Genomic DNA, 22,794 nt, shown 5'->3' on the forward strand with positions numbered 1-22,794 from the left:
GTTGCTCAATCAAGGTGGCGTATTCTACATCGTTCCGCCGCCTTGTCAACCGTTTATCTGAAGAATTTCAAAACTCGTTTTCTTCAATACTTTCAAACAGTTGACCCTCGAATCCGGAGCCGCCTAATCGGCCTGCCCCTCGAAGGAGATGCGCATTCTACAGACCTGCCCGAAGGTGTCAACGGTTCCATCAAAACTTTTTCAGGATCCACCAAAAACCGCCTTACAGGTCGACTTTCACCGCAGCCGCTGAGCGCCTGGCAGCTTCCCTTGCCTGCTCAATGGTCTCGCCTTTGGCTAACGCCACACCCATGCGGCGGCGCCCGTGCAGTTCAGGTTTGCCGAACAACCTCAATTGCGTGTCCGGTACCGCCAGGGCCTCTTGCAACTCATAATAGGAGACATCCGTCGATTCACCCTCAGGGAGGATGACCGCAGAGGCGGATGCGCCTAACTGACGAATAGCAGGAACCGGCAAGCCGAGAAAGGCGCGGGCATGCAGGGCAAACTCCGACAGGTCCTGAGAAACCAGGGTAACCAGACCGGTATCGTGAGGCCGGGGAGAGACTTCCGAGAACCAGACCTCGTCGCCTTTGACGAAAAGCTCCACACCGTAAACGCCATACCCGCCCAGGTTGCTGGCCACTGCTTCGGCAATCTCACGGGAGCGCGCCAGTGCCTGCTCACTCATGGCCTGAGGTTGCCAGGATTCGCGGTAGTCACCGTCTTCCTGCCGGTGCCCGATCGGATCACAGAATGAGATGCCGTCACGATGCTTGACGGTAAGCAGGGTAATTTCATAATCGAAGTCCACAAACCCCTCAACGATCACCCTGCCTTTGCCGGCACGGCCCCCGGTCTGGGCATACTCCCAGGCAGCCTCTACGTCACTTTCTGACTGAACGGTGCTCTGCCCTTTACCGGATGAGCTCATCACCGGCTTTACCACCAGGGGAATACCGACTTCCTTTATAGCCGCCAGATAATCCTCGCGGGTTTCCGCGAAACGGTACGGAGACGTTGGCAGGCCCAGTTCCTCTGCCGCCAGCCGACGAATGCCTTCCCGGTTCATGGTCAGGTTGACTGCACGGGCCGTTGGGATCACGCGATAACCCTCCTGCTCGAGAGTGACCAGTTCGGGTGTAGCGATGGCTTCAATCTCTGGAACGATGAGATTGGGACGCTCCTGCTCTATTACCGCGCGCAGCGCCTGCCCATCAAGCATATCCACAACATGACTGCGATGGGCCACCTGCATGGCCGGCGCATTGGCGTATCGATCAACAGCGATCACCTCCACACCCAGCCGCTGGAGCTCGATAACAACCTCTTTACCCAACTCACCCGAGCCACAGAACAGAACTTTGAACGCGCCCGTTCTGAGCGGCGTACCGATGCGCACGGTTTCAGACATAACCTTGGATTCCTGTAGCAATACGTTTCACAGGGCGACTTTCTCTTCGCGCCTGGCGACCTTCTTCAACACTTCCCGACGTTCCTCGTTGGTCATTCGGGTCCAGTGCATGATTTCGTCGCCGGTGCGGTGACAACCAATGCACACATCGTTCGCGTCCAACGCACAAACGCTGACGCAGGGCGACCTTACTTTGTCAGCTACCTTCATGTTCAAAGCTCGCAGGGTGTCAGTTGGCAAAGATACCGTTCAGCGTTCTGGACATAGTGCGCCGCACTGAGCTCGAGCATCTTTTTCTGGTTATCGTTCAGTTCACGCTTGATCTTGCCGGGCGAGCCGACAACCATCGACCCATCCGGCACCTCCATGCCTTCAGGAATCAGGGTATTGGCGCCAATCAGGCAATGCTTGCCAACCTTTGCTCCGTTAAGAATGACCGCATTGATGCCAACCAGCGAATAGTCGCCAATCTGACAGCCATGGAGCATCGCCTTGTGGCCAACCGTGACACCCCGCCCCAGAGTCAGAGGGATGCCCGGGTCGGTATGGAGCACCGAGCCATCCTGAACGTTGGATTCAGGACCGATGGTGATCCATTCGTTGTCACCGCGGATCACCACGTTGAACCAGATACTGGCTTTCTCAAGCAAACGCACACTGCCAATCACACTGGCGTTGTGCGCCACAAAGTGGCCATTTCCCTGCAACTCGGGTTTGCGATCGCCAAGCGCGAAATACATATCAGGCTCCTGTTCGGGATGTGTTGGGGGCTGGAGGCTCCAGAAGGTCAATGCCGGCATCGTACACAGCGTTCAGGAAATCAACCAGAACCACTGCCGACAACCCCCATATCTGATACCTCTCCCAGCGGTAGCATGGAACATAAAACGTGTGATTCAGGAAGTCGAGAGCGTCGGTGCGCTCACGGCGGTCCTCCAGGAAAAATTCCAGAGGAACTTTAAAAATACTTTCGATTTCGTGGGGGTTCGCCTGCAGTGGGTGATCGCGGGGTATCACCCCAACGTAAGGTGTTACCAGTATCCCGTAACGGGACATGACCTGACTCAGGGGCGCAACGATCTGCACCTGCTCAGGCGGCAAACCGATTTCCTCGTGAGTTTCACGCAACGCTGTCGCCGCCAGCGAGGTATCGGTCAGGTCCCGCTTGCCACCCGGGAATGCAACCTGCCCGCGATGGGTATTCAGGTTCGACGACCTCAGGGTAAACACCATTTCGGGGTTGTGGTGGTTATCCGTCACCGGCACGAGAATCCCGGCTTCCGGATAATCCAGCGCCAGCTGTCGAGGCGCGTAACCCGAGAGTCGTTCTTTCAAAAGGTTGTGCAAAGCCCTGCTCCAACTACGACCGTCGTTTGAATGAGACAGCGGCAGCGCAGATCGTTAAACTTGCTACCACACATTTTACAAGTATACGGTGAAAGCCATGAAATACTGCAGCACATGCGGCCACCCGGTAGAGCAGCGAATCCCGCAGGGTGACAATCGGCACCGTTATGTGTGCCTCAGTTGCGACACCATACATTACCAGAACCCCCGCATTGTTGCCGGCACCGTTCCCGTCTGGAACAACCAGATCCTGCTTTGCCGCCGCGCCATCGAGCCGAGGTATGGCTACTGGACCCTGCCGGCAGGCTTTATGGAGAATGCCGAAACCACGATAGAGGCAGCCGCCCGCGAAACCCGCGAGGAAGCCCTGGCGGAGGTCAACATCGACGGCCTCTACAGCATTATCGACGTACCTCATATCAATCAGGTACACATGTTTTACCGGGCAACGCTGATCGACGGCCAGTTCGGTGCCGGCGAGGAATCCCTGGAAACCCGCCTGTTCGATCTGGATAACATCCCCTGGGAAGAACTGTCTTTCCCGACAGTACGCAAGACCCTGGAACTGTTCCTCGAGGACCTGAAAAGCGAGGCCTTTCAGGTTCACGTGACGGACATTCGCTATTCCATGGCTACGCGAAAATAGACCGGCCTAAAGCACCTCAAGGCGATAGACTTCATATGCAGGCTCTTCATAGGGATGAGCCTGTTTGAAGGCCTCGATCGCCTGCCTGATCACGCTGTCTTCGCACACCAGCTCGACCTTGTACTCGCTCACCTTCTCGACCTGACCTTGCTGGCCGATAAAGGGCTGGCTGCCCGCCAATGGACGGAACTGCCCTTGCCCCAAACTTTGCCAGGCACAGCAATCGTAGTCACCGATGCGACCGGCCCCTGCCCCGAACAATGCCGACTTGGTTTCCTCCAGGTGAGACTCGGGGACAAAATAACAGATTTTGTACATCACACTCGCTCCAATTGAACACTCCGTCACCTTCGTGACCGAGCATTTTTTGTACAGATTAAGGGCTTAGCTACTTACCCACAGATTCTGTGGATAACTCTGGGGAAAGTTTTTGGGAACACGCCCTCACCCCCTGCTATTACTGCACTTTCGTTAAATTGGCGACAAATTCACCTACAGATTTAAATCTATATTTTTCAATACCTTACAACTGTCCTACAAAATCTGAAGCAATAATCAGCGTTTTGTTCACTGATCGCACAGCGTGGCACCAAGAGTGTGCATAAAAGTAACGAGTCAAGGGCAGAAAAGCGATTTCAGAGAAATATTTCCCTTGAAATGTGCACACTTTTGAGGCTCACAGCCATAAAAAAACCGGCCAGAGGGCATCGCGTATTCGCAATCCCTCTGGCCGGCTCTGTCAGCCGGACCGGCGTATCAGCCAAACCAGCGACGGGCGCTCCGGAACATTCTCATCCATGGACCATCTTCCTGCCACTCAGACGGATGCCAGGAATGCTGAACGGCCCGGAATACGCGCTCAGGATGCGGCATCATGATCGTGACCCGACCGTCCCGTGTGGTCACACCGGTAATCCCGTTTTCCGATCCATTGGGGTTGTAGGGGTAACGTACCGTTGCCTGGCCTCGATTGTCGACGTAGCGCAACGCCACCAGCTCATGCTCTTCCAGAGCCGCTGCCGAGTTACTGCCCGCAAACTCGATACGACCCTCGCCATGCGCTACCGCAATCGGCATCCTCGAGCCGGCCATCCCGTCCATAAAGGCCGAAGGTGACGGAAGAACTTCTGCCATCACCAGGCGGGCCTCGAACTGCTCGGACTGGTTACGCACAAAACGCGGCCATCCCTCACTGCCCGGGATCAGCTCGTGGAGATTCGACAGCATCTGGCAGCCATTGCAGACGCCTAGCGCGAGGGTATCCTGCCGGTTAAAGAAAGTAGCGAACTGATCACGGACACGGTCGCTGAACAGGATCGACTTCGCCCATCCCTCTCCCGCACCCAGAACGTCACCATAGGAAAAGCCGCCACAGGCCACGAGGCTGCTGAAACCCTCCAGGGAGGCGCGGCCTGAGAGCAGATCACTCATGTGCACGTCAACAGATTCGAAGCCGGCCCGATCAAAGGCGGCCGCCATCTCAACCTGACCGTTCACGCCCTGCTCACGCAGCACCGCTACTTTCGGACGGGCCCCGGTGTTAATAAACGGAGCTGCCACGTCTTCGTTGATGTCGTAGCTGAGATCCACGCTCAAGCCCGGGTCAGCGACGTCCAGCAGATTATCGAACTCTTCCTGGGCGCAGTCCGCGTTATCGCGCAGCCCCTGAATCCGGTAGCTGGTCTCCGCCCACAGGCGCTGAAGCTCGGCGCGGGGTTCATCCACCACAGCGGAGCCGCCAAAACTCAGACGAATCCTGTCGTCATCACGCAGCGAACCGACAACCGAGGTATGGTCTCCCAGGCCGGACGCCGAAAACTGCTGCAGCACGAAATCGGTATCGTCACGACGCACTTGAATCACCGCACCAAGCTCTTCGTTGAACAGCTCGCGGGCGAATTGTGAGGGGTCCTCAGCGAGGCCATCCAGTTTGACGTCAATCCCGGTGTGACCGGCAAAACTCATCTCAGCGAGCGTCACGAAAAGCCCGCCGTCAGAGCGGTCGTGATACGCCAGCAGCTTGCCGTCACCGTTCAGGCCCTGTATCACCGCAAAGAACGCCTTGATGTCTTCCGGGTCGTCCAGGTCGGGCGCGACCGCACCCACATGACGGTAGACCTGCGCCAAGGCAGAGCCACCGAGACGGTTCTGGCCGGCCGCCAGGTCAATCAGAATCAGATCCGTTTCGCCGGCGTCGGTCATCAGCTGGGGCGTCAATGTACGGCGCACATCGGTCACCGGAGCGAAACCGCTGATGATCAGGGACAGGGGTGAAGTCACGCTTTTCTGCTCGCCACTCTCCTCTTCCCAGACGGTCTTCATGGACATGGAATCCTTGCCCACCGGAATGGTGATGCCCAGTTCCGGGCACAGCTCCATGCCCACCGCACGCACGGTCTCGTAGAGATTCTCGTCCTCACCGGGATGACCCGCTGCCGCCATCCAGTTGGCAGACAGGCGGATATCCGACAACTTCGAAATGGACGCTGCCGCCAGGTTGGTAATTACCTCACCGACCGCCATGCGACCGGAGGCCGGCGCGTCGATCACCGCAACCGGAGTGCGCTCACCCATGGCCATGGCTTCGCCCGCGCGAACATCGTAGGAACTGGAGGTAACCGCAACGTCTGCAACCGGCACCTGCCACGGACCGACCATCTGGTCGCGGGCGACCAGACCGGTGATGGTACGGTCACCGATGGTGATCAGGAAACTCTTGGAACCGACGGAGGGCAGTCGCAGAATTCGCCGGATCGCGTCATTCAGGTCGACCTTGGTGGAATCGAAAATCGGCTTGGTAAACGACGACCGGGACACACTGCGATGCATGCGCGGCGGCTTGCCAAACAGTACGTCCATCGGAAGATCGACCGGCTTGTCGTCGAAATAGGAATCACCCAATTCCAGGTGGTGAGACTCGGTGGCCTCGCCGATGACCGCGTAGGGACAGCGCTCACGGCGGCACAACGCGTCAAAGAGCTCGAGATTTTCCGGGGCCACCGCCATAACATAGCGCTCCTGGGATTCGTTACACCAAATCTCCAGAGGCGACATGCCCGGCTCATCGCTGGGGATGTCCCGCAGCTCGAATTTCCCGCCGCGACCGCCGTCTTTGACCAGCTCCGGCATGGCGTTAGACAGGCCACCGGCGCCCACATCGTGGATAAACGCTATCGGGTTGGCCTCGCCCATCTGCCAGCAGCGATCAATCACCTCCTGGCAACGGCGCTCCATTTCCGGGTTATCACGCTGAACGGATGCGAAGTCCAGATTCTCGTGGCTGGTGCCGGAGTCCATGGAGGAAGCGGCACCGCCGCCCAGTCCAATCAGCATGGACGGTCCGCCAAGAACAATCAGCTTGGCACCCACCGGGATGTGACCTTTCTCCACGTGCTCGGCGCGAATATTACCAAGACCGCCGGCAATCATGATGGGCTTGTGATAACCGCGAACCTCTTCACCGGCTGCGCCGGGTACTTTCTCTTCGAAGGTACGGAAATAACCTGCAAGATTCGGGCGGCCGAATTCGTTGTTGAACGCCGCGCCGCCGATCGGTCCCTCGATCATGATGTCCAGTGCGGAGGCAATCCGTTCCGGCTTGCCGTAGCCAATTTCCCAGGGCTGCGGGTCACCCGGCAGATTCAGGTTGGACACGGTGAACCCGGTAAGGCCCGCCTTCGGTTTCGAGCCACGACCGGTCGCGCCTTCGTCACGGATCTCGCCACCGGACCCGGTTGCTGCGCCGGCTGCCGGCGCAATCGCGGTCGGGTGGTTGTGGGTTTCCACCTTCATCAGGATATGAATGTCTTCTTCGTTGTAACCATAAACCCCGGTTTCAGGATTCGGATAAAAGCGGCCACCACGGCTGCCGCGGATGACAGAGGCATTGTCCTTGTAGGCAGACAGCACACCTTCGCTGTTCATTTCATAGGTGTTGCGAATCATCGCAAACAGGGACTTTTCCTGGCCCTCACCGTCAATGTCCCAGGAGGCATTGAAGATCTTGTGGCGACAGTGCTCGGAGTTAGCCTGAGCAAACATCATCAGTTCAACGTCGGTGGGGTCCCGCTCCAGATCGGTGAACGATTTGGCCAGGTAGTCGATTTCATCATCCGCCAGCGCCAGCCCCAATTTGCGGTTGGCTTCCACCAATGCATCACGGCCGCCCGCCAGCACAGGCACCCGTTGAACGACACGGGGCTCGTCATGGCTGAACAGGAGTTCCGCGCCGCCCACCTCGTGAAACACTTTCTGGGTCATGCGATCGTGCAGCAGTGCCGCAATTTTTTCCCGCTGCTCCAGATTCAGTTTGCGATCAGCGCGCACATAATAGGCGATACCCCGCTCAATGCGACGGATCTGACGCAGGCCACAGTTGCGGGCAATGTCGGTGGCTTTGCTGGACCAGGGGGACAGGGTTCCCGGGCGCGGCACCACCAGAAACAGCACACCTTCCGGGTCTTCAACCTGCACGCTGGGGCCGTAAGTGAGCAGACGATCAAGAATGACCTGCTCCGATTCCGACAGCTCGAATTCCAGATCAGTGAAGTGCATGAACTCAGCGTACACATGCTCCACTTCGGGCACGATGTCCCGGAGGCGGCTGTGCAGTTTGCTGGAGCGGAAGGGCGAGAGCGCTGGCGCGCCGCGAAGTTCAAGCATGATCGAAACCTGTATCGCGCGAAACGGGGGAGTCAGGGCGCCTGTGGACATTCGCCTCAGGTACCCGGCCATCTGAAAGGCCGCCATGATACTTGAAAGCGTGGCAGGGATACAGCGTCGGGAGCGTAATTACGGCCATGTACAATTGACATTCTTTTGCATATAAATTAATCACATTGATTGACCGGCGTAACTCGAACGGAGATGATTGAAATGTGGCATCGGACGCCACTAACAGGTTTGAACTCGGGTGTTATCGGATCCGGCAATGATCGGAACCCCGTAATGACATCGTAAACTCAGTGTCCTGCAGCAGTTCCAAGGGAGACCAGGGATTTGTCAAAGCCAAGACTGTATTCTGCCAGCCAATTCGGGCGCTGGCTGTTGCCTATCGCGCTTGTTGTCCTGTCCAGCGGTTGCTCTCGGCCAACCACCGTTCAGGAAGTGCGCTCGGAAGGCGTTCTCCATATCATTACCCGTACGGCTCCCTCCATCTATTTTGAAGGCCGTGACGGCACCACCGGTTATGATTACGAACTGGCAAAGCGATTCGCCGACCACCTGGGCGTAGAGCTTCGGGTCAGGGTGGAAGAAAACAACACCGATATTCTGTCTGTTCTGGACCGCAACTTTGCCCACATCGGGCTCGCCGGGCTGACCAACCGCGAAGAACTCACCGACCGCTATCACACCGTCCCGACCGGGATACTGGCTGAATCTGTGGTGATCTACCATCGAGAGATAGACCGCCCGCAAACGACCGCCGATCTGACCGGAGCCACCCTGCACCTGGTTTCAGACAGCAACCATGAACACCGGCTCAAGCAGCTGCGCGCGGATCATCCTGACCTCCAGTGGCAGGTACACCCAGCACTGGACGCCGCCGGAGTGCTGGCGCGCGTAGAGTCCGGTGAATTCCCGATTGCGGTTGTCTCGTCCAATGAGCTCGACCTCAACCACGTCTATTTCCCCATGGTGAAAGAGGCGTTTTCGCTGGGTGAACCCGAACAACTGGCTTGGCTGTTCCCCGCCGATCAGGACACCACCCTGTCGGATGCGGCGCGGGCATTCCTCGAAGAGCTGAACACCAACGGCACCCTGGCCCAGCTTTCGGAGCGGTTCTACGGGCATCTGGACCGGCTCAATTACGTCGGTGCCCGCACCTTCGTCCATCACGTCAATAACCGGCTTCCGAAGTACGAAGGGCTGTTTCGCAACTATGCGTCAGAGTACGGACTCGATTGGCGGTTGCTGGCCGCTATTGGCTACCAGGAATCCCATTGGCGGCCCAACGCCGTGTCGCCCACTGGCGTTCGCGGGCTGATGATGCTGACCCAGAACACGGCGGGCCAGATTGGTGTCAGTAACCGGCTGGACCCCGAAGAGAGCATTCAGGGCGGCGCAAAATACTTCACTCTGGTGCACCGCCAGATCCCGGATCGGATTCCGGAACCTGATCGCACCTGGTTTGCCCTCGCTTCCTACAACGTCGGCTTCGGCCACCTTGAGGACGCACGCCGGCTGACCGAGGGCGCAGGCAAGGATCCGGATCGCTGGATGGACGTGAAGGAATTCCTGCCGCTGCTAGCTCAGAAAGAGTGGTATTCAAAAACCCGGTATGGCTATGCCCGGGGCCACGAACCGGTGATCTACGTTCAGAACATCCGCCGTTATTATGACGTGCTCGCCTGGATGCTTGAGCCGGCCGAAGAACGCGAAGCCCCGGAAGAACCCTGGTTCGTTGAACTCGAAGGCGCCCCCATCGTCGAGCCCCCAGCCGAGTCCGGCGGCGGGGGCGACATGCGCGCAATGCTGCCAAGCGAGCTGGGCATGATTCCACCAACCCTGTGAGCCGCCACAGCCGGATGCATCGCACCGGCGGTCAAAGCCCGGATTCCTCGGTGTAGTCCAGCGCCTGCTCAACCTGGGCGGCGGTAAATCCGCGACGGCTCAGAAACCGGGCCTGGCGGGCTTTCTCATTCCAGTCATCGCGCAGGCTGTACCCACCGAAGCGCTTGCAGCGCAAACGAGTCGCCTGTTCCGCCCAATCCTCGTCCGTCATCTGATCCACGCACTCGGGCGCTGTGTGAACGCCGCGCTGCTGCAGTTCGGACAGAATTCTCAGGGGGCCGTACCCGAGATCCATACGCTGACGGGCATACACGTCGGCGAAGCGATCATCATTGAGCCACCCCTCCGCTTCATACTCGTCGAGAACCCGGTCAATTACGGCTCTTTCAATCTGACGTTGGCGCAGTTTCAGGCTCAATTCGACTCGACTGTGCTCACGCCGCGCCAGCAATCTCAACGCCACCGAGCGCGCCTTGTATTCCTGATCGTCCGGTTTTTCCTGTTTTGCCATTCTGACCCTTCCCGCAAACGCGAACAAAACGCTAGACTAGCCCCCGCAATGCAACTGCCCCTCTATCGATGGCAGCGCGTTGACTTCTCCGGCCCCGTGACGCGGGACGCCGATGGTCGGTGCGGCACACTTTGCCCACACCGGGAACTGGTTTCAATCTCAAGGATACCCTCATGGCTGCATTCATCCAGAAACTGTTCGGCAAAAACAAATCCGCAGGCAAGTCCGGCGCGACCCGCGGCAACACCAAACCGGCTCCGGTGAAGCCGGTCGAAACGCCGGCCGTGGATCCGCGAGACGAACTGCATGCAACGCAACAACAGCAGCTGGCGAATGCCCCCACCGACACCCAGCTCGAACAACTCGCCATCGAGGGATTGACCGCCGATATCCGTGCCGAAGCCGCCGGCCGGCTGACGGATAAGGCCGGTTTACAGCGGATCCAGAAAGAGGCCAAGGGCCGTGATAAGGGGGTTTACCAGATTGTTCGGCAGGCTTTGCAACACCTGCGGGAAGAAGAAGAGCTGGCGCAGAAAATCCGTGACCGCATTCAGGCCCTGGTGACCAGCGCCACAGAACAGGCCCGCAGCGAAGACATGAAGCTCTATGAAGCCCGTCTGGACGCCCTGCTCAAACAATGGGCCGAGGTGGAAAAACAGGCCACGGCGGATCAGATCAATGCCTTCCTGGAAGCGATTCATCAGTGCCGTGAACGGGTAAACGCTCTGAAAGCAGAAGCGGAAGACCTACAGCGACAAAGAGAACAGCAACAACAGCGGGCTGAAACCCTCGCGCTACTTCAGACCACGCTGGATGAGCTCCGACAGCAAAGCCCGGACCAGGCACCGGCGATCTCCTCCCTCGATGCCCTGCAGAAAACCCAGGAAAACCGGTGGCTTGAAGCAACCCGTGACACCACCGTCGACAAGCAGCAGCAAAAGCACTACGAGAGCCTGATGCAGCCACTCAAGCTGTTCATCGCGGCGCTGCGCCGACTCGGGCAGTACCGAGAGCAACTGGCAGCATTCGACACCGCTCAGGCGACTAACGACAGCGGCGATGCGCAGACCCGGGCACGGGAGCTGATCAAAGCCATCGACTGGCCCATGGATTTTGCCCGCCCGGAGCAGCTGGACGCACTCACCCGCAAAGCCGGCGAAACCCCGGCGGCAAAACCCCCGAAGCGGGACGACGCCGAACAGAAGCAGCAGGCAGATGCCCTCAAGAGCACAATGGCCAAGCTGGATGAGGCGCTGGACGCCAAGCAGCTCAAAGAATCCAAGCAACTGTTCAAGCAGGCACAGCAGCAGCTGAAAGCGCTGGATCACCGCCATAGCAAACCGTTTCAGGCGCGCATACAGCTACTGGGCGGGCAGTTGAAAGAGCTCACTGACTGGCAGGGCTTTGCGACTGAACCCAAACAGATTGCCCTGTGTGAACAGATGGAATACCTGGCCACCCAGCCCATGGAGCCGGAAGCCAAATCCGAGCGCATCCGCGAACTGCAGAACGAATGGCGGGAACTGGGCGGGTCCTCGGACCGAACCTTGTGGACCCGCTTCAAGGCCGCTTCAGATACAGCCTACGAGCCCTGCAAAGCCTATTTTGCGGCCAAGTCGGGCCTCAAACAGGCCAATCTGGAAACCCGCAAAGCGATCTGCGACCAGTTGGCCACCTTTGTCGATAATGCAGACTGGTCCCGGATCGACTGGAAGTCTGCCGAACGCATTCACCAGACCGCACGTCAGGAATGGAAAGCGGCGTGGCCTATCGAGTTCCGTGACAACCGCACGGTCCAGAAGCGCTTTGACGAACTGCTGAAACAGCTCGAGGAACCTCTGGAAGCGGAGCGCCGGAAAAACGAAGCGCTCAAGCAGGATATTGTTGACCGCGCCCACGCTCTGATCACCCATGAGCCATTGAACGAGGCCATGGACCGAGCCAAAGGCCTGCAAACCGAGTGGAAACAGATCGGCATCACCCGCCACCGGGAAGACCGCAAACTGTGGCAGTCTCTGCGTCAGGCCTGTGACGAGATTTTCGCACGTCGGGACGCACAGAAGTCCGAGCAACAGCAAGCATCCCGGGATGCGGATGCCAGCGCGGCCCCGGTACTGACCGAATGCGAGGCCCTCCAGCAGGCCACGGACCCGCAAGCCGTTGAACAAGTCCTCTCCGGGGTGCGGGCGATCACGGCGGAACCGGTGTCACCGGCAGTTCGGGAGCGGCTGAATCAGGAGAAACGCCGGCTGACCCAGCTGTTGGACAACCTGAAAATCCGCAGCCGGGTGCAGACCTGGCAGAACCTGGTCAGTGCACGGATGACTGGAGCATTGGATCAGGGCGCGCTGCCCGAAACCTGGACGCAACTGGCGAGCGACGGCGATGTCATGGCGGCCGATGAACTGGTCATTCGAGCCGAAATCCTCACCGGGACCGCATCACCGGAGTCGGATCAGGGGCGCCGAATGCAGATTCAGGTACAGCGCCTGGCGGACGGCATGGGCAACAGCAACGGTGACACGCCGGACACCGGCCGGCAGCTGGAGGCACTGGTTGCCCACTGGTGCCTCCGCCTGCCGGCGGAGGCAGTCAATAATTCGCTGGCCGAGCGTCTCAACCGGTCACTGGAGACGATGCTGGAGTGAGCGGCCTCATCTTCGCTGATGGCTCTCAACTTCGCTGATGGCTCTCAATTCCGCTGATGGCTCCTAACCTCGCTGATGGCTCTTCACAAACTCCCTGGCGTCCTTAACGGCGATCAGGGAGTTTTCTTTCATGGCCTTCAGTTCGTCGTCACCCAGGTAGAACATCATGTCGATGGAATGCCGGTAGTATCGGGTTGGCAGGTGGTTCAGGGCCACGCATATCACGTCGGTCAGGAAGTCGGCGTTGTCAGATTCCTCTCGGGTGGCATCGATGGCGTCCACCACCAATCGTTCATAAAAGTTATCGATCGCATCTCTGAGGGACATCTTTAACCTCCTGCCGCAGTGTTCGTCTTTTTACACAATAGATCCCCCGCGCCACCTTGTCATGGCCGCCCGCCCACGCATGAGCAGTTTTGCCAATTCGATTGGCAGCCGGCGTCATTACGCAGAACACCCCCAACCCGCTATGGTTGCATCATCGGCAGAGCATCCCGACACAATAATCATCAGAGGAACAGCAATGACCACCGAAGCGTATATCTTCGATGCAGTACGTACCCCGCGGGGTCGCGGCAAAAAAGACGGCTCACTTCACAGCGTGAAACCCATTTCACTGCTGACCACCGTTCTCAACGCACTGCAGGAGAGAAACAGTCTCGATACCGCACACGTCGATGACATCGTCATGGGCTGTGTGACGGCGGTGGGTGATCAGGGTGCCGACATTGCAAAAACCGCCGCACTGGCTGCCGACTGGGACGAAAAAGTCGCTGGTGTGACCCTGAACCGCTTCTGCGCTTCCGGGCTGGAAGCTGTCAACCTGGCCGCCATGAAGGTCCGCTCAGGCTGGGAAGACATGGTGGTCGCTGGTGGCGTCGAAGCCATGTCACGAGTGCCCATGGGCTCCGATGGCGGTGCCTGGGCCACCGACCCTGCCACCAACCTGCACACCGGCTTTATGCCCCAGGGCATCGGCGCTGACCTGATTGCCACCCTGGAAGGTTTCAGCCGCGAGGAAGTAGACGGTTTTGCGGTGAAATCTCAGCAAAAGGCGGCCAATGCCTGGGCCAACGGTTACTTCGCCAAATCCATCATCCCGGTGACCGACCAGAACGGTGTGGTGATTCTTGACCAGGACGAGCAGATTCGTGGCGGCACCACGGTCGACTCCCTGGCGAGCCTGAAGCCGTCCTTCCAGATGATGGGCGAAATGGGCTTCGACGGCGTCGCGCGTGAGAAGTACCACTACGTGGAGAAGATCAACCACGTGCATCACGCCGGCAACTCTTCCGGCATCGTGGATGGCGCTACCGCCATGCTGATCGGCAGCGAAGCCAAAGGTAAAGTGTTGGGCCTGAAGCCGCGGGCGCGCATTGTCGCCACCGCGGTCACCAGCACCGACCCCACCATCATGCTCACTGGCCCGGCTCCGGCCACCCGCAAGGCACTGGAAAAGGCGGGCATGACGGTTGATCAGATCGATCTGTTTGAAGTGAACGAAGCGTTTGCCTCGGTGGTTATGCGCTTCCAGAAAGAACTGTCTGTTCCGGATGAAAAAGTGAACGTCAACGGCGGCGCCATTGCCATGGGTCACCCGCTGGGCGCCACCGGCGCGATGATTCTCGGCACCCTGCTGGATGAGCTGGAGCGCCGTGATCTGCGGTTCGGCCTCGCCACCCTGTGCGTGGGCGGCGGCATGGGCATTGCCACCATCATCGAACGCGTCTGAGCCCGACACTTTTTCTGACAGGAGAACCGAATTATGAGCGCCATCCATTATGACCTGGGATCAGACCAGATTCTGACCCTCACCATTGATATGCCGGGCCAGTCCGCCAACACCATGAATGCGGATTTCCGTGCAGGCCTGACCGACACCGTCGCCAGGGTCAAGCAGGATCTCGACAACATCAAAGGTATTATCATCACCTCCGCCAAGAAAACGTTCTTTGCCGGCGGCGATCTGAAAGAACTGCACAAAGTCACCCGTGACGACGCCCAGGCTTTTGAAGACATGGTCAACGGCCTGAAAGCCGAAATGCGCGCCCTGGAGACCTGCGGCAAGCCGGTCGTGGCTGCCATTAACGGCACCGCGCTGGGCGGTGGCCTGGAAATTGCGCTGGCCTGCCACCATCGGGTGGTGCTGGATAACGACAGCATTCAGTTGGGCCTGCCGGAAGTTACCCTCGGGCTGCTGCCCGGTGGCGGTGGTACCCAGCGCCTGCCACGTATGATCGGACTGGAAGCGGCATTTCCATTCCTGATGGAAGGTAAGAAGGTCAACCCGAAAGCGGCTCTGAAAGCGGGTATTGTCAGCGAACTGGCCACCTCCGCCGACGACATGATGCAGAAAGCGCGGGCCTTTATTGACGCCAACCCCAAGTGCCAGCAGCCCTGGGATCAGAAAGGCTTCAAACTGCCCGGTGGGGCACCTCACCACCCGGCGATGGCGCAGAAACTGGCCATTGCTCCGGCCATGCTCAAGCAGAAGACCAAAGGCTGCTACCCGGCACCGGAGCGCATTCTCTCGGCCGCCGTGGAAGGCGCCCAGGTAGACTTCGACAACGGCAGCCTGATTGAAACCCGCTATTTTGCCGAGCTGGTGATTGGTCAGGTGGCAAAAAACATGACCGGCACTTTCTGGTTCCAGCTTAACGCCATCAATGCCGGTGGCAGTCGCCCGGATGGTGTTGCCAAAGAAACCTTCAAGAAGGTCGGAGTACTGGGCGCGGGCATGATGGGCGCCGGCATCGCTTACTCAACGGCCACTCGCGGTATTGACGTCGTGCTGAAAGACGTCTCCGTTGAAAACGCCGAGAAAGGCAAAAGCTACTCCGAAAAGCTGCTGGCGAAAAAGGTCAGCCGTGGCCGCATGACCGAGGAGCAGAAAGCCGAGGTACTGGGTCGCATCAAGGCGACGGCTTTGGCGGATGATCTGGAAGGCTGTGACATGGTGATCGAGGCGGTGTTCGAGGACAGCTCCCTCAAGGCCAAAGTCACCCAGGAAGCGGAGCCAAAGCTGGTCAGCAACGGCATCTTTGCCTCTAACACCTCCACCATTCCCATCACCCAGCTGGCCGAGGCCTCCGCCGTGCCGGACAACTTCATTGGCCTGCACTTCTTCTCCCCGGTGGACAAGATGCAGCTGGTGGAGATCATTGTGGGTGCCAAAACCTCCGAGGATACGCTGGCGCGCGCGTTCGACTATGTCCAGCAGATCGGCAAGATTCCGATTGTGGTCAATGACAGCCGTGGTTTCTTCACGTCGCGGGTGTTCGGTACGTTTGTGAACGAAGGCATCTCCATGCTGGCCGAGGGCATCCACCCCTCCAGCATCGAAAATGCCGGTGTACTGGCGGGTATGCCGGTTGGCCCGCTGGCCATTTCGGACGAAGTCAGCCTGACTCTGATGCAGCACATCCGCGCCCAGAGTAAGAAAGACACAGAAGCGGCCGGCGGCACCTGGCAGCCACACCCGGCTGAAGCCGTCATCGACCAGATGGTCGACAAGCACAACCGCAAAGGCAAAGCCGCAGGTGCCGGATTCTACGAGTACCCGGCCAACGGCAAGAAGCAGCTGTGGCCGGAACTGGACACGCTGTTCGTGGACGCCGACAAGGCCCGCGACGTGGCGCTTCAGGACCTGAAAGATCGCATTCTGTTCATTCAGGCCATCGAAACCGTTCGCTGCCTTGAGGAAGGTGTGCTGAAAACCGTCGAGGATGCCAACATCGGCAGCATTTTCGGGATCGGCTACGCGCCCTGGACCGGCGGCGCTATCCAGTTCATCAACCAGTACGGTGTGCGTGCGTTTGCAGAACGCGCGAAAGCGCTGGCAGACACCTACGGTGAGCGATTTGCCCCGCCCGCCCTGCTGATCGAGAAAGCCGAGAACAACACCCTGTTCGAATAACGTTTCGAATCAGGAGTGTATCGAACCCCGCAAGGCCCTGCGCCCTGCGGGGTTTTTCGTGTTTGCCGGTTACGAACCTGACCACTTCATGGACAGATTGTCACGAACCGATACGCCCCGCCTATGGCAACCACTGGGGCCCTTGCCTACAATAAATCCAAGATCCAATCCGGCGATTCCGGCCTGGCGTATCTGTCAGAAGCAGTAAACACTGTACAGCTATCCCGCCCGGCGTATCGTTATCGCCACATACCGTCAGGTAGACTGTTTATGAGCATCGCGGAACGTTTGATCACCAGACACACGCCCCATCGGGCCCTGGGAAAAGGGATTGCCCTCAGCCTGCTGCTGGCACTGCCCTTCTCGTCCGTCGCGACTGTCGACACGGACGCCGAGTACAAGGCGGTCACGCCAACGGTCGATCAGGCCCGTGCCAACATTCTTATCGCCCGACAGCTCCAGTTCACCCATTTCCGTGATCTCGGCATTAACGATTCCCTGTCGGGCGACGTGTTTGACGCCTACCTCGACTATCTTGACGGGCAACGCATCTACCTGACCCAGGAAGACCTGCAGAAATTCTCGGCGATTCGCCTGGGCCTCGGCTCCGCCCTGAAAACCGGCCAGCTGCAGCCCGGTTTTGACATCTACAACCTGGTGCAGCAGCGCATTATTGAGCGCCTGAATTTTGCTCTTAACATCATCGACAACGGCATCGACAAGCTCGAGTTCGACACCAACGACACCATCCGGCTCGACCGCTCCGAAGGCGACTGGGAGCCCGACCGCGCAGCGCTGGATGCGCTGTGGGTCAAGAGGGTGAAGAATGCAGTGCTGGCCCAGCGGCTGAACAACACAGACGACGACGCCATTGAGGAGAGCCTGCGCCAGCGTTATGAAGGCCAACTGAAGCGCGCCTTTCAGGCTCGCAGTGAAGATGCCTTCCAGGCCTACATGAACGCCTTTGCCGGCATGTGGGACCCCCACACCTCTTACTTTTCGCCACGCACCTCGGAAAACTTCAACATTAATATGAGCCTGTCCCTTGAAGGCATCGGTGCCGTTCTGCAGGCAGACAACGAATACACCAAGGTGGTTCGGCTGGTTCCCGGCGGCCCGGCGTCCAAGCAAGGGCAACTGCAGCCAGCGGACCGCATTGTCTCGGTGACTCAGGATGACGAGGAAAAACCGGTCAACGTCATCGGCTGGCGTCTCGATGAAGTGGTGGATCTGATCCGTGGCCCCCGCGAGTCCACGGTCACGCTGGAAGTGATCCCCGCCAATGCCACCGACGAAACCGTTACCAAGGCCATTGCAATCAAGCGCGACAAGGTCAAGCTGGAAGAACAGAGCGCCAGCAAAGACGTGATCGACCTGGACCGGGGTGGGCAGAGCTATCGCATCGGGGTCATCAACATTCCCACCTTCTACGCCGATTTCCAGGCCATGCAGGCCGGTGATGCCAATTACAAGAGCACCACCCGGGATGTGCGCAATCTCATTGAAGAACTGAAAGAAGACGGCGTTGACGGTGTGGTGATGGACCTCCGTAACAACGGCGGCGGTGCGCTGCACGAAGCCAACGATCTGGTGGGTCTGTTCATTGACCGGGGCCCCACCGTGCAGATCCGCAATTCCAACAACGACGTGCAGGTGCTGACCGACGAAGATCCGGCCGTCGCTTACGATGGTCCGCTGGTGGTGCTGGTGAACCGGATGAGCGCATCGGCGTCAGAAATTTTTGCCGGCGCCATACAGGATTACGGCCGCGGGCTGGTGGTCGGGTCGCAAACCTTCGGCAAAGGCACCGTGCAGGCCGTGCGCCCGCTCAATCACGGCCAGCTCAAAATCACCCAATCCAAGTTCTACCGGGTATCCGGGGGCTCCACCCAGCACAAGGGGGTGATTCCCGATATCGAGATTCCATCCCGAGTTGATAAATCCCGCATTGGTGAAGACGCTCTCGATCACGCCCTGCCCTGGGACCAGATCGAGGCCGTGCCCCATGCGCGCTACTTCGACTTCAGCGGAATCATTGATGAGCTGCGCCAGCGTCATGACGAGCGCTTCGAGGAAAGCCCGGAATTCCGTCTGCTGCAGCAGGAAATCGACTTCCTCAAAGAGCAGCGGGCCACGGAATCAGTCAGCCTGAACCATGACGAGCGCAAGGCGCAGCAGTCCCAGATCGAGCGTACCCGACTGACCATTGCCAACGCCCGTCGCGAACTGCGCGGCGAAGAGCCGTTCGAGACTCTGGAAGAACTGGACGACTGGCAGGACGTTCGGGCCGCGGATCTGGACAACACCGATGAGGAACTCGACTTCATCATCCGTGAGGGTGGCCACATCATGGCCGATATGCTGGAGCTGGACCGCCGCATGGCGTCCATACTCAATCCCAAGCAACTTGCCGCTCAGGCACGCTGAGAGCGCCTGATAGCAGGCTGAGACCAGACCGACAGGGTAGCCCATGACGGCCAGAAAGGACGACGACCAGAAAAAAGCGCAGATGCTTCAGGGCATGCTTATGGACGCCATGCACGCCATGAAATCCCTGGAAGAAGTGGAAGGCCTGGAGCAACAGGGAGACGAGGGTCGCGACCAGAAATCTCTGGTTAACCGGCTCGCCGGCATGACCGGCTCGGCACTGCGATTTGCCGCTCGCTCAACCGACACCTCACTGCGGGTCGGGCGGGCGCTGATCAACTCCCAGGACCAGCTGCGAATGATGCTGTCCGCCGGCCAGTCCCTGAAAGACATTCGCGAGGTGGCGGGACTCACGCTGTCGGAAATGAGCGAAGCCCTCAACCTGCGTGACAAATCGGTGCTGGAAGCCATAGAGAATGGCACCGCCACGCTCTCATTCGAGCTGATTCTGCGCCTGGCGGCACTGATAGCCCGCAATGATCCCATCCCGTTCATCCTGCGCACCACACGCAACTACAACCCGGAAGTCTGGCAGATTCTCAACGACTGGGGCGTGGGCCGGCTGCCACTGCAGTTCGAGCGGGAGCGCGAGTTCATCAATATATTCCGCCGCCATGACGACGCCCGTAACCTGTCGGATGAAGGCTTCCAGAAAGTACTGGAATTCACCCGCCAGAGCTTCGAGATGTCACTGCACTTTATCGAAGAGCAGGAACAGCAGACGGCAGCGCTGAAAGCCCAATACGAAGACTCAGCCGAATAATACCCGCATGCCGGTGATGTCCGGATTGTGAACCACCCCTTTCTCGGTCACGATGGCGTCAATCAGGCTCGCCGGCGTCACGTCGAACACCGGGTTGAACACATCGACGCCCTCCGGGGCGATCGGAACCCCCCTGATCTGTCGCACCTCACTGCCCTCACGCTCCTCGATGGGAATATCGCTACCTGAAGCCAACGACATATCGACGGTGCTGGAGGGCGCCACCACCATAAAACCGACCCGGTGATAACTGGCCAGCACCGCCAAACTGTAAGTGCCAATCTTGTTGGCCACGTCGCCATTGGCGGTGATGCGGTCCGCACCCACGACGATCCATTTCACTTCACCGCGAGCCAGGATCGCGGCTGCCGCGCCGTCGGCGTTGAGCGTCACAGGTATACCATCCCGCGCCAGTTCCCAGGCCGTCAGCCGGCTACCCTGCAGCCAGGGTCGGGTCTCATCGGCGTACACTTGCTTCAACAGTTTTTTCTCGTGAAGGCGGCGAATCACACCCAGCGCGGTGCCATAGCCACCGGTGGCGAGGGCGCCGGTGTTGCAGTGGGTCAGCACCGAAAACGGCGTATCCGCGGCCATGAACTCGAGGGCGCGATCCGCCATCGCCAGATTGGCTGACAGGTCCTCCTGGTGAATCTGCACCGCTTTCGCCGCCAGACATGTGATCGCCTCGTCGAGGGTCCGGCACCGGTGAAATTCCTTTTCCATGATCTGCAGCGCCCAGAACAGGTTGACCGCCGTCGGGCGGGAGGCCGCCAGTTCGCTGATGGCTTGGCGGATTTCCGCTTTCCAGTCACCTGCGCCGGCATGGCGTGCTGCCAGGGCGACGCCGTAGGCGGCACTGATGCCAATCGCCGGTGCGCCCCGCACCACCATGTCACGAATACACTGGGCCACACCTGAGGCACCCTCCAGCGTAATCCAGTGTTCCTCCATGGGCAGCAGGCGCTGGTCCAGCAACTCAAGGCTGCTGTCATGCCAGCGCATGGCCACCGTGCCGATGGCGCGCTGGTCAGAGGAATGGGTTGGCTCAGGCATGGACAGGCTCCAATCGACTCAATGGGATGAATTCCGGGCCGCCAGTATAACCGTCCATCCTGCCGGATTTGAATCACGGGCTGACTCGCCCTGCCGGCAGGGTAGTTCTCAACGCACCTGCTCGTTATACTTTCCGGCTACATTCTTCGGGAACGGCCTGTCAGGCAGGCGGCCCACACAAACAGCACCCAAAAGGCAGGGTACATGACGGCAGATACCATCACGGCAGCGGACATTCGCATTAACGCCCGCTGGCTTATCCCGGTGGAACCCGCAAACACCGTATTGCACCACCAGGCAGTCATCATCCAGGGCGATCGCATTGCCGCCATTGTGCCCCAGCACGAGGCCGACAGCCGGTTTCGCGCCCGCGAGACCATTGATCTGGCCTCCCATGTGGTGCTGCCGGGGCTGATCAATATGCACGGCCATGCGGCCATGTCCTTGTTCCGCGGCCTCGCCGACGACCTGCCGTTGATGACCTGGCTGAATGACCACATCTGGCCCGCCGAGGGCGCCCATGTCAGTGAATCGTTCATTGCTGACGGCACCCAACTGGCCATGGCGGAGATGCTGCGAACCGGCACCACCACCTTTTCAGACATGTATTTCTTTCCGGAGGTTGCCGCCCAGCTGGCACACGATGCGGGTATGCGCGCGCAAGTCTGCTTTCCCCTGCTGGACTTCCCCACGCCCTGGGGCGCCGGCCCGGACGAATACCTGAGTAAAGGGGCTGCGTTTATCGAACAGTGGCAGGGCAACGAATACATCATGCCGGCTATCGGCCCCCACGCGCCCTATACCGTATCCGATGCGCCGTTGCGCCGCGCGGTAGCGCTTTCTGCTGAAACCGGCGCGCGCCTGCAGGTCCACCTGCACGAAACCGCATTCGAGGTGAATGAGGCCGTCGAGAAAAGCGGTCAGCGCCCAACCCGGCGCTTGGCGGAACTGGGCGTGTTGAACTCTCTCACCCAGTGCGTTCACATGACACAGATTGATGACAGCGATATTGAGCTGCTCACGCAGACCGGCGCCCATGTCATTCACTGCCCGGAATCCAATCTCAAGCTCGCCAGTGGCCTGTGCCCGGTACAGAAACTGACCGACGCCGGGGTCAATGTCGCCATCGGCACTGACGGCGCCGCCAGCAACAATAACCTGGACCTGTTCGGCGAGATGAACACCGCCGCCTTGGTGGCCAAAGTGGTCGCCGGCGACGCCGCCGCCCTGCCCGCTCACCATGCCATTGCCATGGCGACGCTGCACGGCGCCCGGGCGCTGGGTCGGGATCATGAGCTCGGCAGCCTGGCCGCCGGCAAACTGGCGGATCTCATTGCCGTGGACCTCAGCGATCCTTTCCTGCAGCCCGTGTACGATCCGGCGTCACACCTCGTATACAGTAATCACGGCCGCCAGGTAAGCCACAGCTGGATCAATGGCGTACCACAAGTACAGGACGGCCGTTTGACGCGGATAGACGTGCCGGATCTCATGCTCAGGGTCAAGTCCTGGTCTGAGCGCATCGGACAACACTGAGCCCGGCGGACGCCCCGGAT

The 22,794-nt window shown here is 59.3% G+C and carries 17 protein-coding genes; 8 read left to right on the forward strand and 9 right to left on the reverse strand.

Annotation, left to right across the window (positions count from 1 at the left end):
- Nucleotides 1–223: 223 nt before the first annotated feature.
- From purT to MLC70_RS14280, 4 genes are read right to left on the reverse strand one after another with little or no spacing between them, the layout of a single operon-like run.
- A complete protein-coding gene (gene purT / locus MLC70_RS14265) occupies nucleotides 224–1,414 on the reverse strand; it encodes a formate-dependent phosphoribosylglycinamide formyltransferase (RefSeq protein ID WP_248184883.1) in 1,191 nt (396 codons plus the stop codon).
- Nucleotides 1,415–1,441: 27 nt separating this feature from the next.
- On the reverse strand, nucleotides 1,442–1,624 hold the full coding sequence (locus MLC70_RS14270; protein WP_248184884.1) for a DUF1289 domain-containing protein: 183 nt from the start codon (nucleotides 1,622–1,624) through the stop codon (nucleotides 1,442–1,444).
- 2 nt (nucleotides 1,625–1,626) lie between these two features.
- A complete protein-coding gene (locus tag MLC70_RS14275; protein WP_248184887.1) occupies nucleotides 1,627–2,154 on the reverse strand; it encodes a gamma carbonic anhydrase family protein in 528 nt (175 codons plus the stop codon).
- 1 nt (nucleotide 2,155) lies between these two features.
- Nucleotides 2,156–2,761, reverse strand: a complete 606-nt coding sequence (locus MLC70_RS14280) for an NUDIX hydrolase (RefSeq protein WP_248184890.1) — start codon at nucleotides 2,759–2,761, stop codon at nucleotides 2,156–2,158.
- A 97-nt stretch (nucleotides 2,762–2,858) separates the two neighbouring features.
- Between MLC70_RS14280 and MLC70_RS14285 the strand changes: the two genes are divergently transcribed.
- Complete coding sequence (locus MLC70_RS14285) at nucleotides 2,859–3,407, forward strand: NUDIX hydrolase (protein WP_248184892.1); 549 nt, start codon at nucleotides 2,859–2,861, stop codon at nucleotides 3,405–3,407.
- Between the two features lie 6 nt (nucleotides 3,408–3,413).
- On the opposite strand, the gene MLC70_RS14290 is transcribed toward MLC70_RS14285, so the two are convergent.
- Complete coding sequence (locus MLC70_RS14290; RefSeq protein ID WP_248184895.1) at nucleotides 3,414–3,725, reverse strand: YqfO family protein; 312 nt, start codon at nucleotides 3,723–3,725, stop codon at nucleotides 3,414–3,416.
- Nucleotides 3,726–4,163: 438 nt separating this feature from the next.
- On the reverse strand, nucleotides 4,164–8,069 hold the full coding sequence (gene purL, locus MLC70_RS14295; RefSeq protein ID WP_248184898.1) for a phosphoribosylformylglycinamidine synthase: 3,906 nt from the start codon (nucleotides 8,067–8,069) through the stop codon (nucleotides 4,164–4,166).
- Nucleotides 8,070–8,405: 336 nt separating this feature from the next.
- On the opposite strand from purL, the gene mltF reads away from it, so the two are divergent.
- Nucleotides 8,406–9,920 carry a membrane-bound lytic murein transglycosylase MltF gene (gene mltF / locus MLC70_RS14300; RefSeq protein WP_248184900.1) on the forward strand — a complete coding sequence of 505 codons (1,515 nt, stop codon included), beginning with the start codon at nucleotides 8,406–8,408 and terminating at the stop codon, nucleotides 9,918–9,920.
- Between the two features lie 31 nt (nucleotides 9,921–9,951).
- On the opposite strand, the gene MLC70_RS14305 is transcribed toward mltF, so the two are convergent.
- Nucleotides 9,952–10,431 (reverse strand): regulatory protein RecX, encoded by a 480-nt coding sequence (locus MLC70_RS14305; RefSeq protein WP_248184903.1) that lies wholly within the window; start codon nucleotides 10,429–10,431, stop codon nucleotides 9,952–9,954.
- A 173-nt stretch (nucleotides 10,432–10,604) separates the two neighbouring features.
- On the opposite strand from MLC70_RS14305, the gene MLC70_RS14310 reads away from it, so the two are divergent.
- Nucleotides 10,605–13,079 (forward strand): DUF349 domain-containing protein, encoded by a 2,475-nt coding sequence (locus MLC70_RS14310; RefSeq protein ID WP_248184905.1) that lies wholly within the window; start codon nucleotides 10,605–10,607, stop codon nucleotides 13,077–13,079.
- Nucleotides 13,080–13,142: 63 nt separating this feature from the next.
- Here MLC70_RS14310 and MLC70_RS14315 read toward each other — a convergent pair whose 3' ends face one another.
- Nucleotides 13,143–13,406, reverse strand: a complete 264-nt coding sequence (locus tag MLC70_RS14315) for a late competence development ComFB family protein (protein WP_248184907.1) — start codon at nucleotides 13,404–13,406, stop codon at nucleotides 13,143–13,145.
- A 196-nt stretch (nucleotides 13,407–13,602) separates the two neighbouring features.
- On the opposite strand from MLC70_RS14315, the gene MLC70_RS14320 reads away from it, so the two are divergent.
- From MLC70_RS14320 to MLC70_RS14335, 4 genes are all read left to right on the forward strand, one after another.
- Nucleotides 13,603–14,811: an acetyl-CoA C-acetyltransferase gene (locus MLC70_RS14320; RefSeq protein ID WP_248184909.1), complete on the forward strand. Its 1,209-nt coding sequence runs from the start codon at nucleotides 13,603–13,605 to the stop codon at nucleotides 14,809–14,811.
- A 33-nt stretch (nucleotides 14,812–14,844) separates the two neighbouring features.
- Entirely contained in the window at nucleotides 14,845–16,995 is a 2,151-nt protein-coding gene (locus MLC70_RS14325) for a 3-hydroxyacyl-CoA dehydrogenase NAD-binding domain-containing protein (RefSeq protein WP_248184910.1), read from the forward strand.
- 270 nt (nucleotides 16,996–17,265) lie between these two features.
- Nucleotides 17,266–19,422, forward strand: a complete 2,157-nt coding sequence (locus tag MLC70_RS14330; protein WP_248184912.1) for a carboxy terminal-processing peptidase — start codon at nucleotides 17,266–17,268, stop codon at nucleotides 19,420–19,422.
- Between the two features lie 43 nt (nucleotides 19,423–19,465).
- Nucleotides 19,466–20,185: a helix-turn-helix domain-containing protein gene (locus MLC70_RS14335; protein ID WP_248184914.1), complete on the forward strand. Its 720-nt coding sequence runs from the start codon at nucleotides 19,466–19,468 to the stop codon at nucleotides 20,183–20,185.
- On the opposite strand, the gene mtnA is transcribed toward MLC70_RS14335, so the two are convergent.
- Nucleotides 20,174–21,238, reverse strand: a complete 1,065-nt coding sequence (gene mtnA / locus MLC70_RS14340) for an S-methyl-5-thioribose-1-phosphate isomerase (RefSeq protein WP_248184916.1) — start codon at nucleotides 21,236–21,238, stop codon at nucleotides 20,174–20,176. The two genes, MLC70_RS14335 and mtnA, sit on opposite strands and share 12 nt — an antisense overlap.
- Nucleotides 21,239–21,442: 204 nt before the next feature.
- Between mtnA and MLC70_RS14345 the strand changes: the two genes are divergently transcribed.
- Entirely contained in the window at nucleotides 21,443–22,774 is a 1,332-nt protein-coding gene (locus MLC70_RS14345) for a TRZ/ATZ family hydrolase (RefSeq protein WP_248184919.1), read from the forward strand.
- Nucleotides 22,775–22,794: the final 20 nt, after the last annotated feature.

Source organism: Marinobacter goseongensis, from assembly GCF_023156235.1.
Taxonomy (GTDB): Bacteria; Pseudomonadota; Gammaproteobacteria; order Pseudomonadales; family Oleiphilaceae; genus Marinobacter; species Marinobacter goseongensis.

Bases quoted from the DNA above. Each gene is read 5' to 3' on its own strand.
- MLC70_RS14310 (WP_248184905.1), top strand. From the start codon at position 10,605: ATGGCTGCATTCATCCAGAAACTGTTCGGCAAAAACAAATCCGCAGGC.
- MLC70_RS14335 (WP_248184914.1), top strand. From the start codon at position 19,466: ATGACGGCCAGAAAGGACGACGACCAGAAAAAAGCGCAGATGCTTCAG.
- MLC70_RS14305 (WP_248184903.1), bottom strand. From the start codon at position 10,431: ATGGCAAAACAGGAAAAACCGGACGATCAGGAATACAAGGCGCGCTCG.
- MLC70_RS14320 (WP_248184909.1), top strand. From the start codon at position 13,603: ATGACCACCGAAGCGTATATCTTCGATGCAGTACGTACCCCGCGGGGT.
- purL (WP_248184898.1), bottom strand. From the start codon at position 8,069: ATGCTTGAACTTCGCGGCGCGCCAGCGCTCTCGCCCTTCCGCTCCAGC.
- mtnA (WP_248184916.1), bottom strand. From the start codon at position 21,238: ATGCCTGAGCCAACCCATTCCTCTGACCAGCGCGCCATCGGCACGGTG.
- MLC70_RS14290 (WP_248184895.1), bottom strand. From the start codon at position 3,725: ATGTACAAAATCTGTTATTTTGTCCCCGAGTCTCACCTGGAGGAAACC.
- MLC70_RS14345 (WP_248184919.1), top strand. From the start codon at position 21,443: ATGACGGCAGATACCATCACGGCAGCGGACATTCGCATTAACGCCCGC.
- MLC70_RS14325 (WP_248184910.1), top strand. From the start codon at position 14,845: ATGAGCGCCATCCATTATGACCTGGGATCAGACCAGATTCTGACCCTC.
- purT (WP_248184883.1), bottom strand. From the start codon at position 1,414: ATGTCTGAAACCGTGCGCATCGGTACGCCGCTCAGAACGGGCGCGTTC.
- MLC70_RS14330 (WP_248184912.1), top strand. From the start codon at position 17,266: ATGAGCATCGCGGAACGTTTGATCACCAGACACACGCCCCATCGGGCC.
- MLC70_RS14270 (WP_248184884.1), bottom strand. From the start codon at position 1,624: ATGAAGGTAGCTGACAAAGTAAGGTCGCCCTGCGTCAGCGTTTGTGCG.
- MLC70_RS14285 (WP_248184892.1), top strand. From the start codon at position 2,859: ATGAAATACTGCAGCACATGCGGCCACCCGGTAGAGCAGCGAATCCCG.
- MLC70_RS14275 (WP_248184887.1), bottom strand. From the start codon at position 2,154: ATGTATTTCGCGCTTGGCGATCGCAAACCCGAGTTGCAGGGAAATGGC.
- MLC70_RS14315 (WP_248184907.1), bottom strand. From the start codon at position 13,406: ATGTCCCTCAGAGATGCGATCGATAACTTTTATGAACGATTGGTGGTG.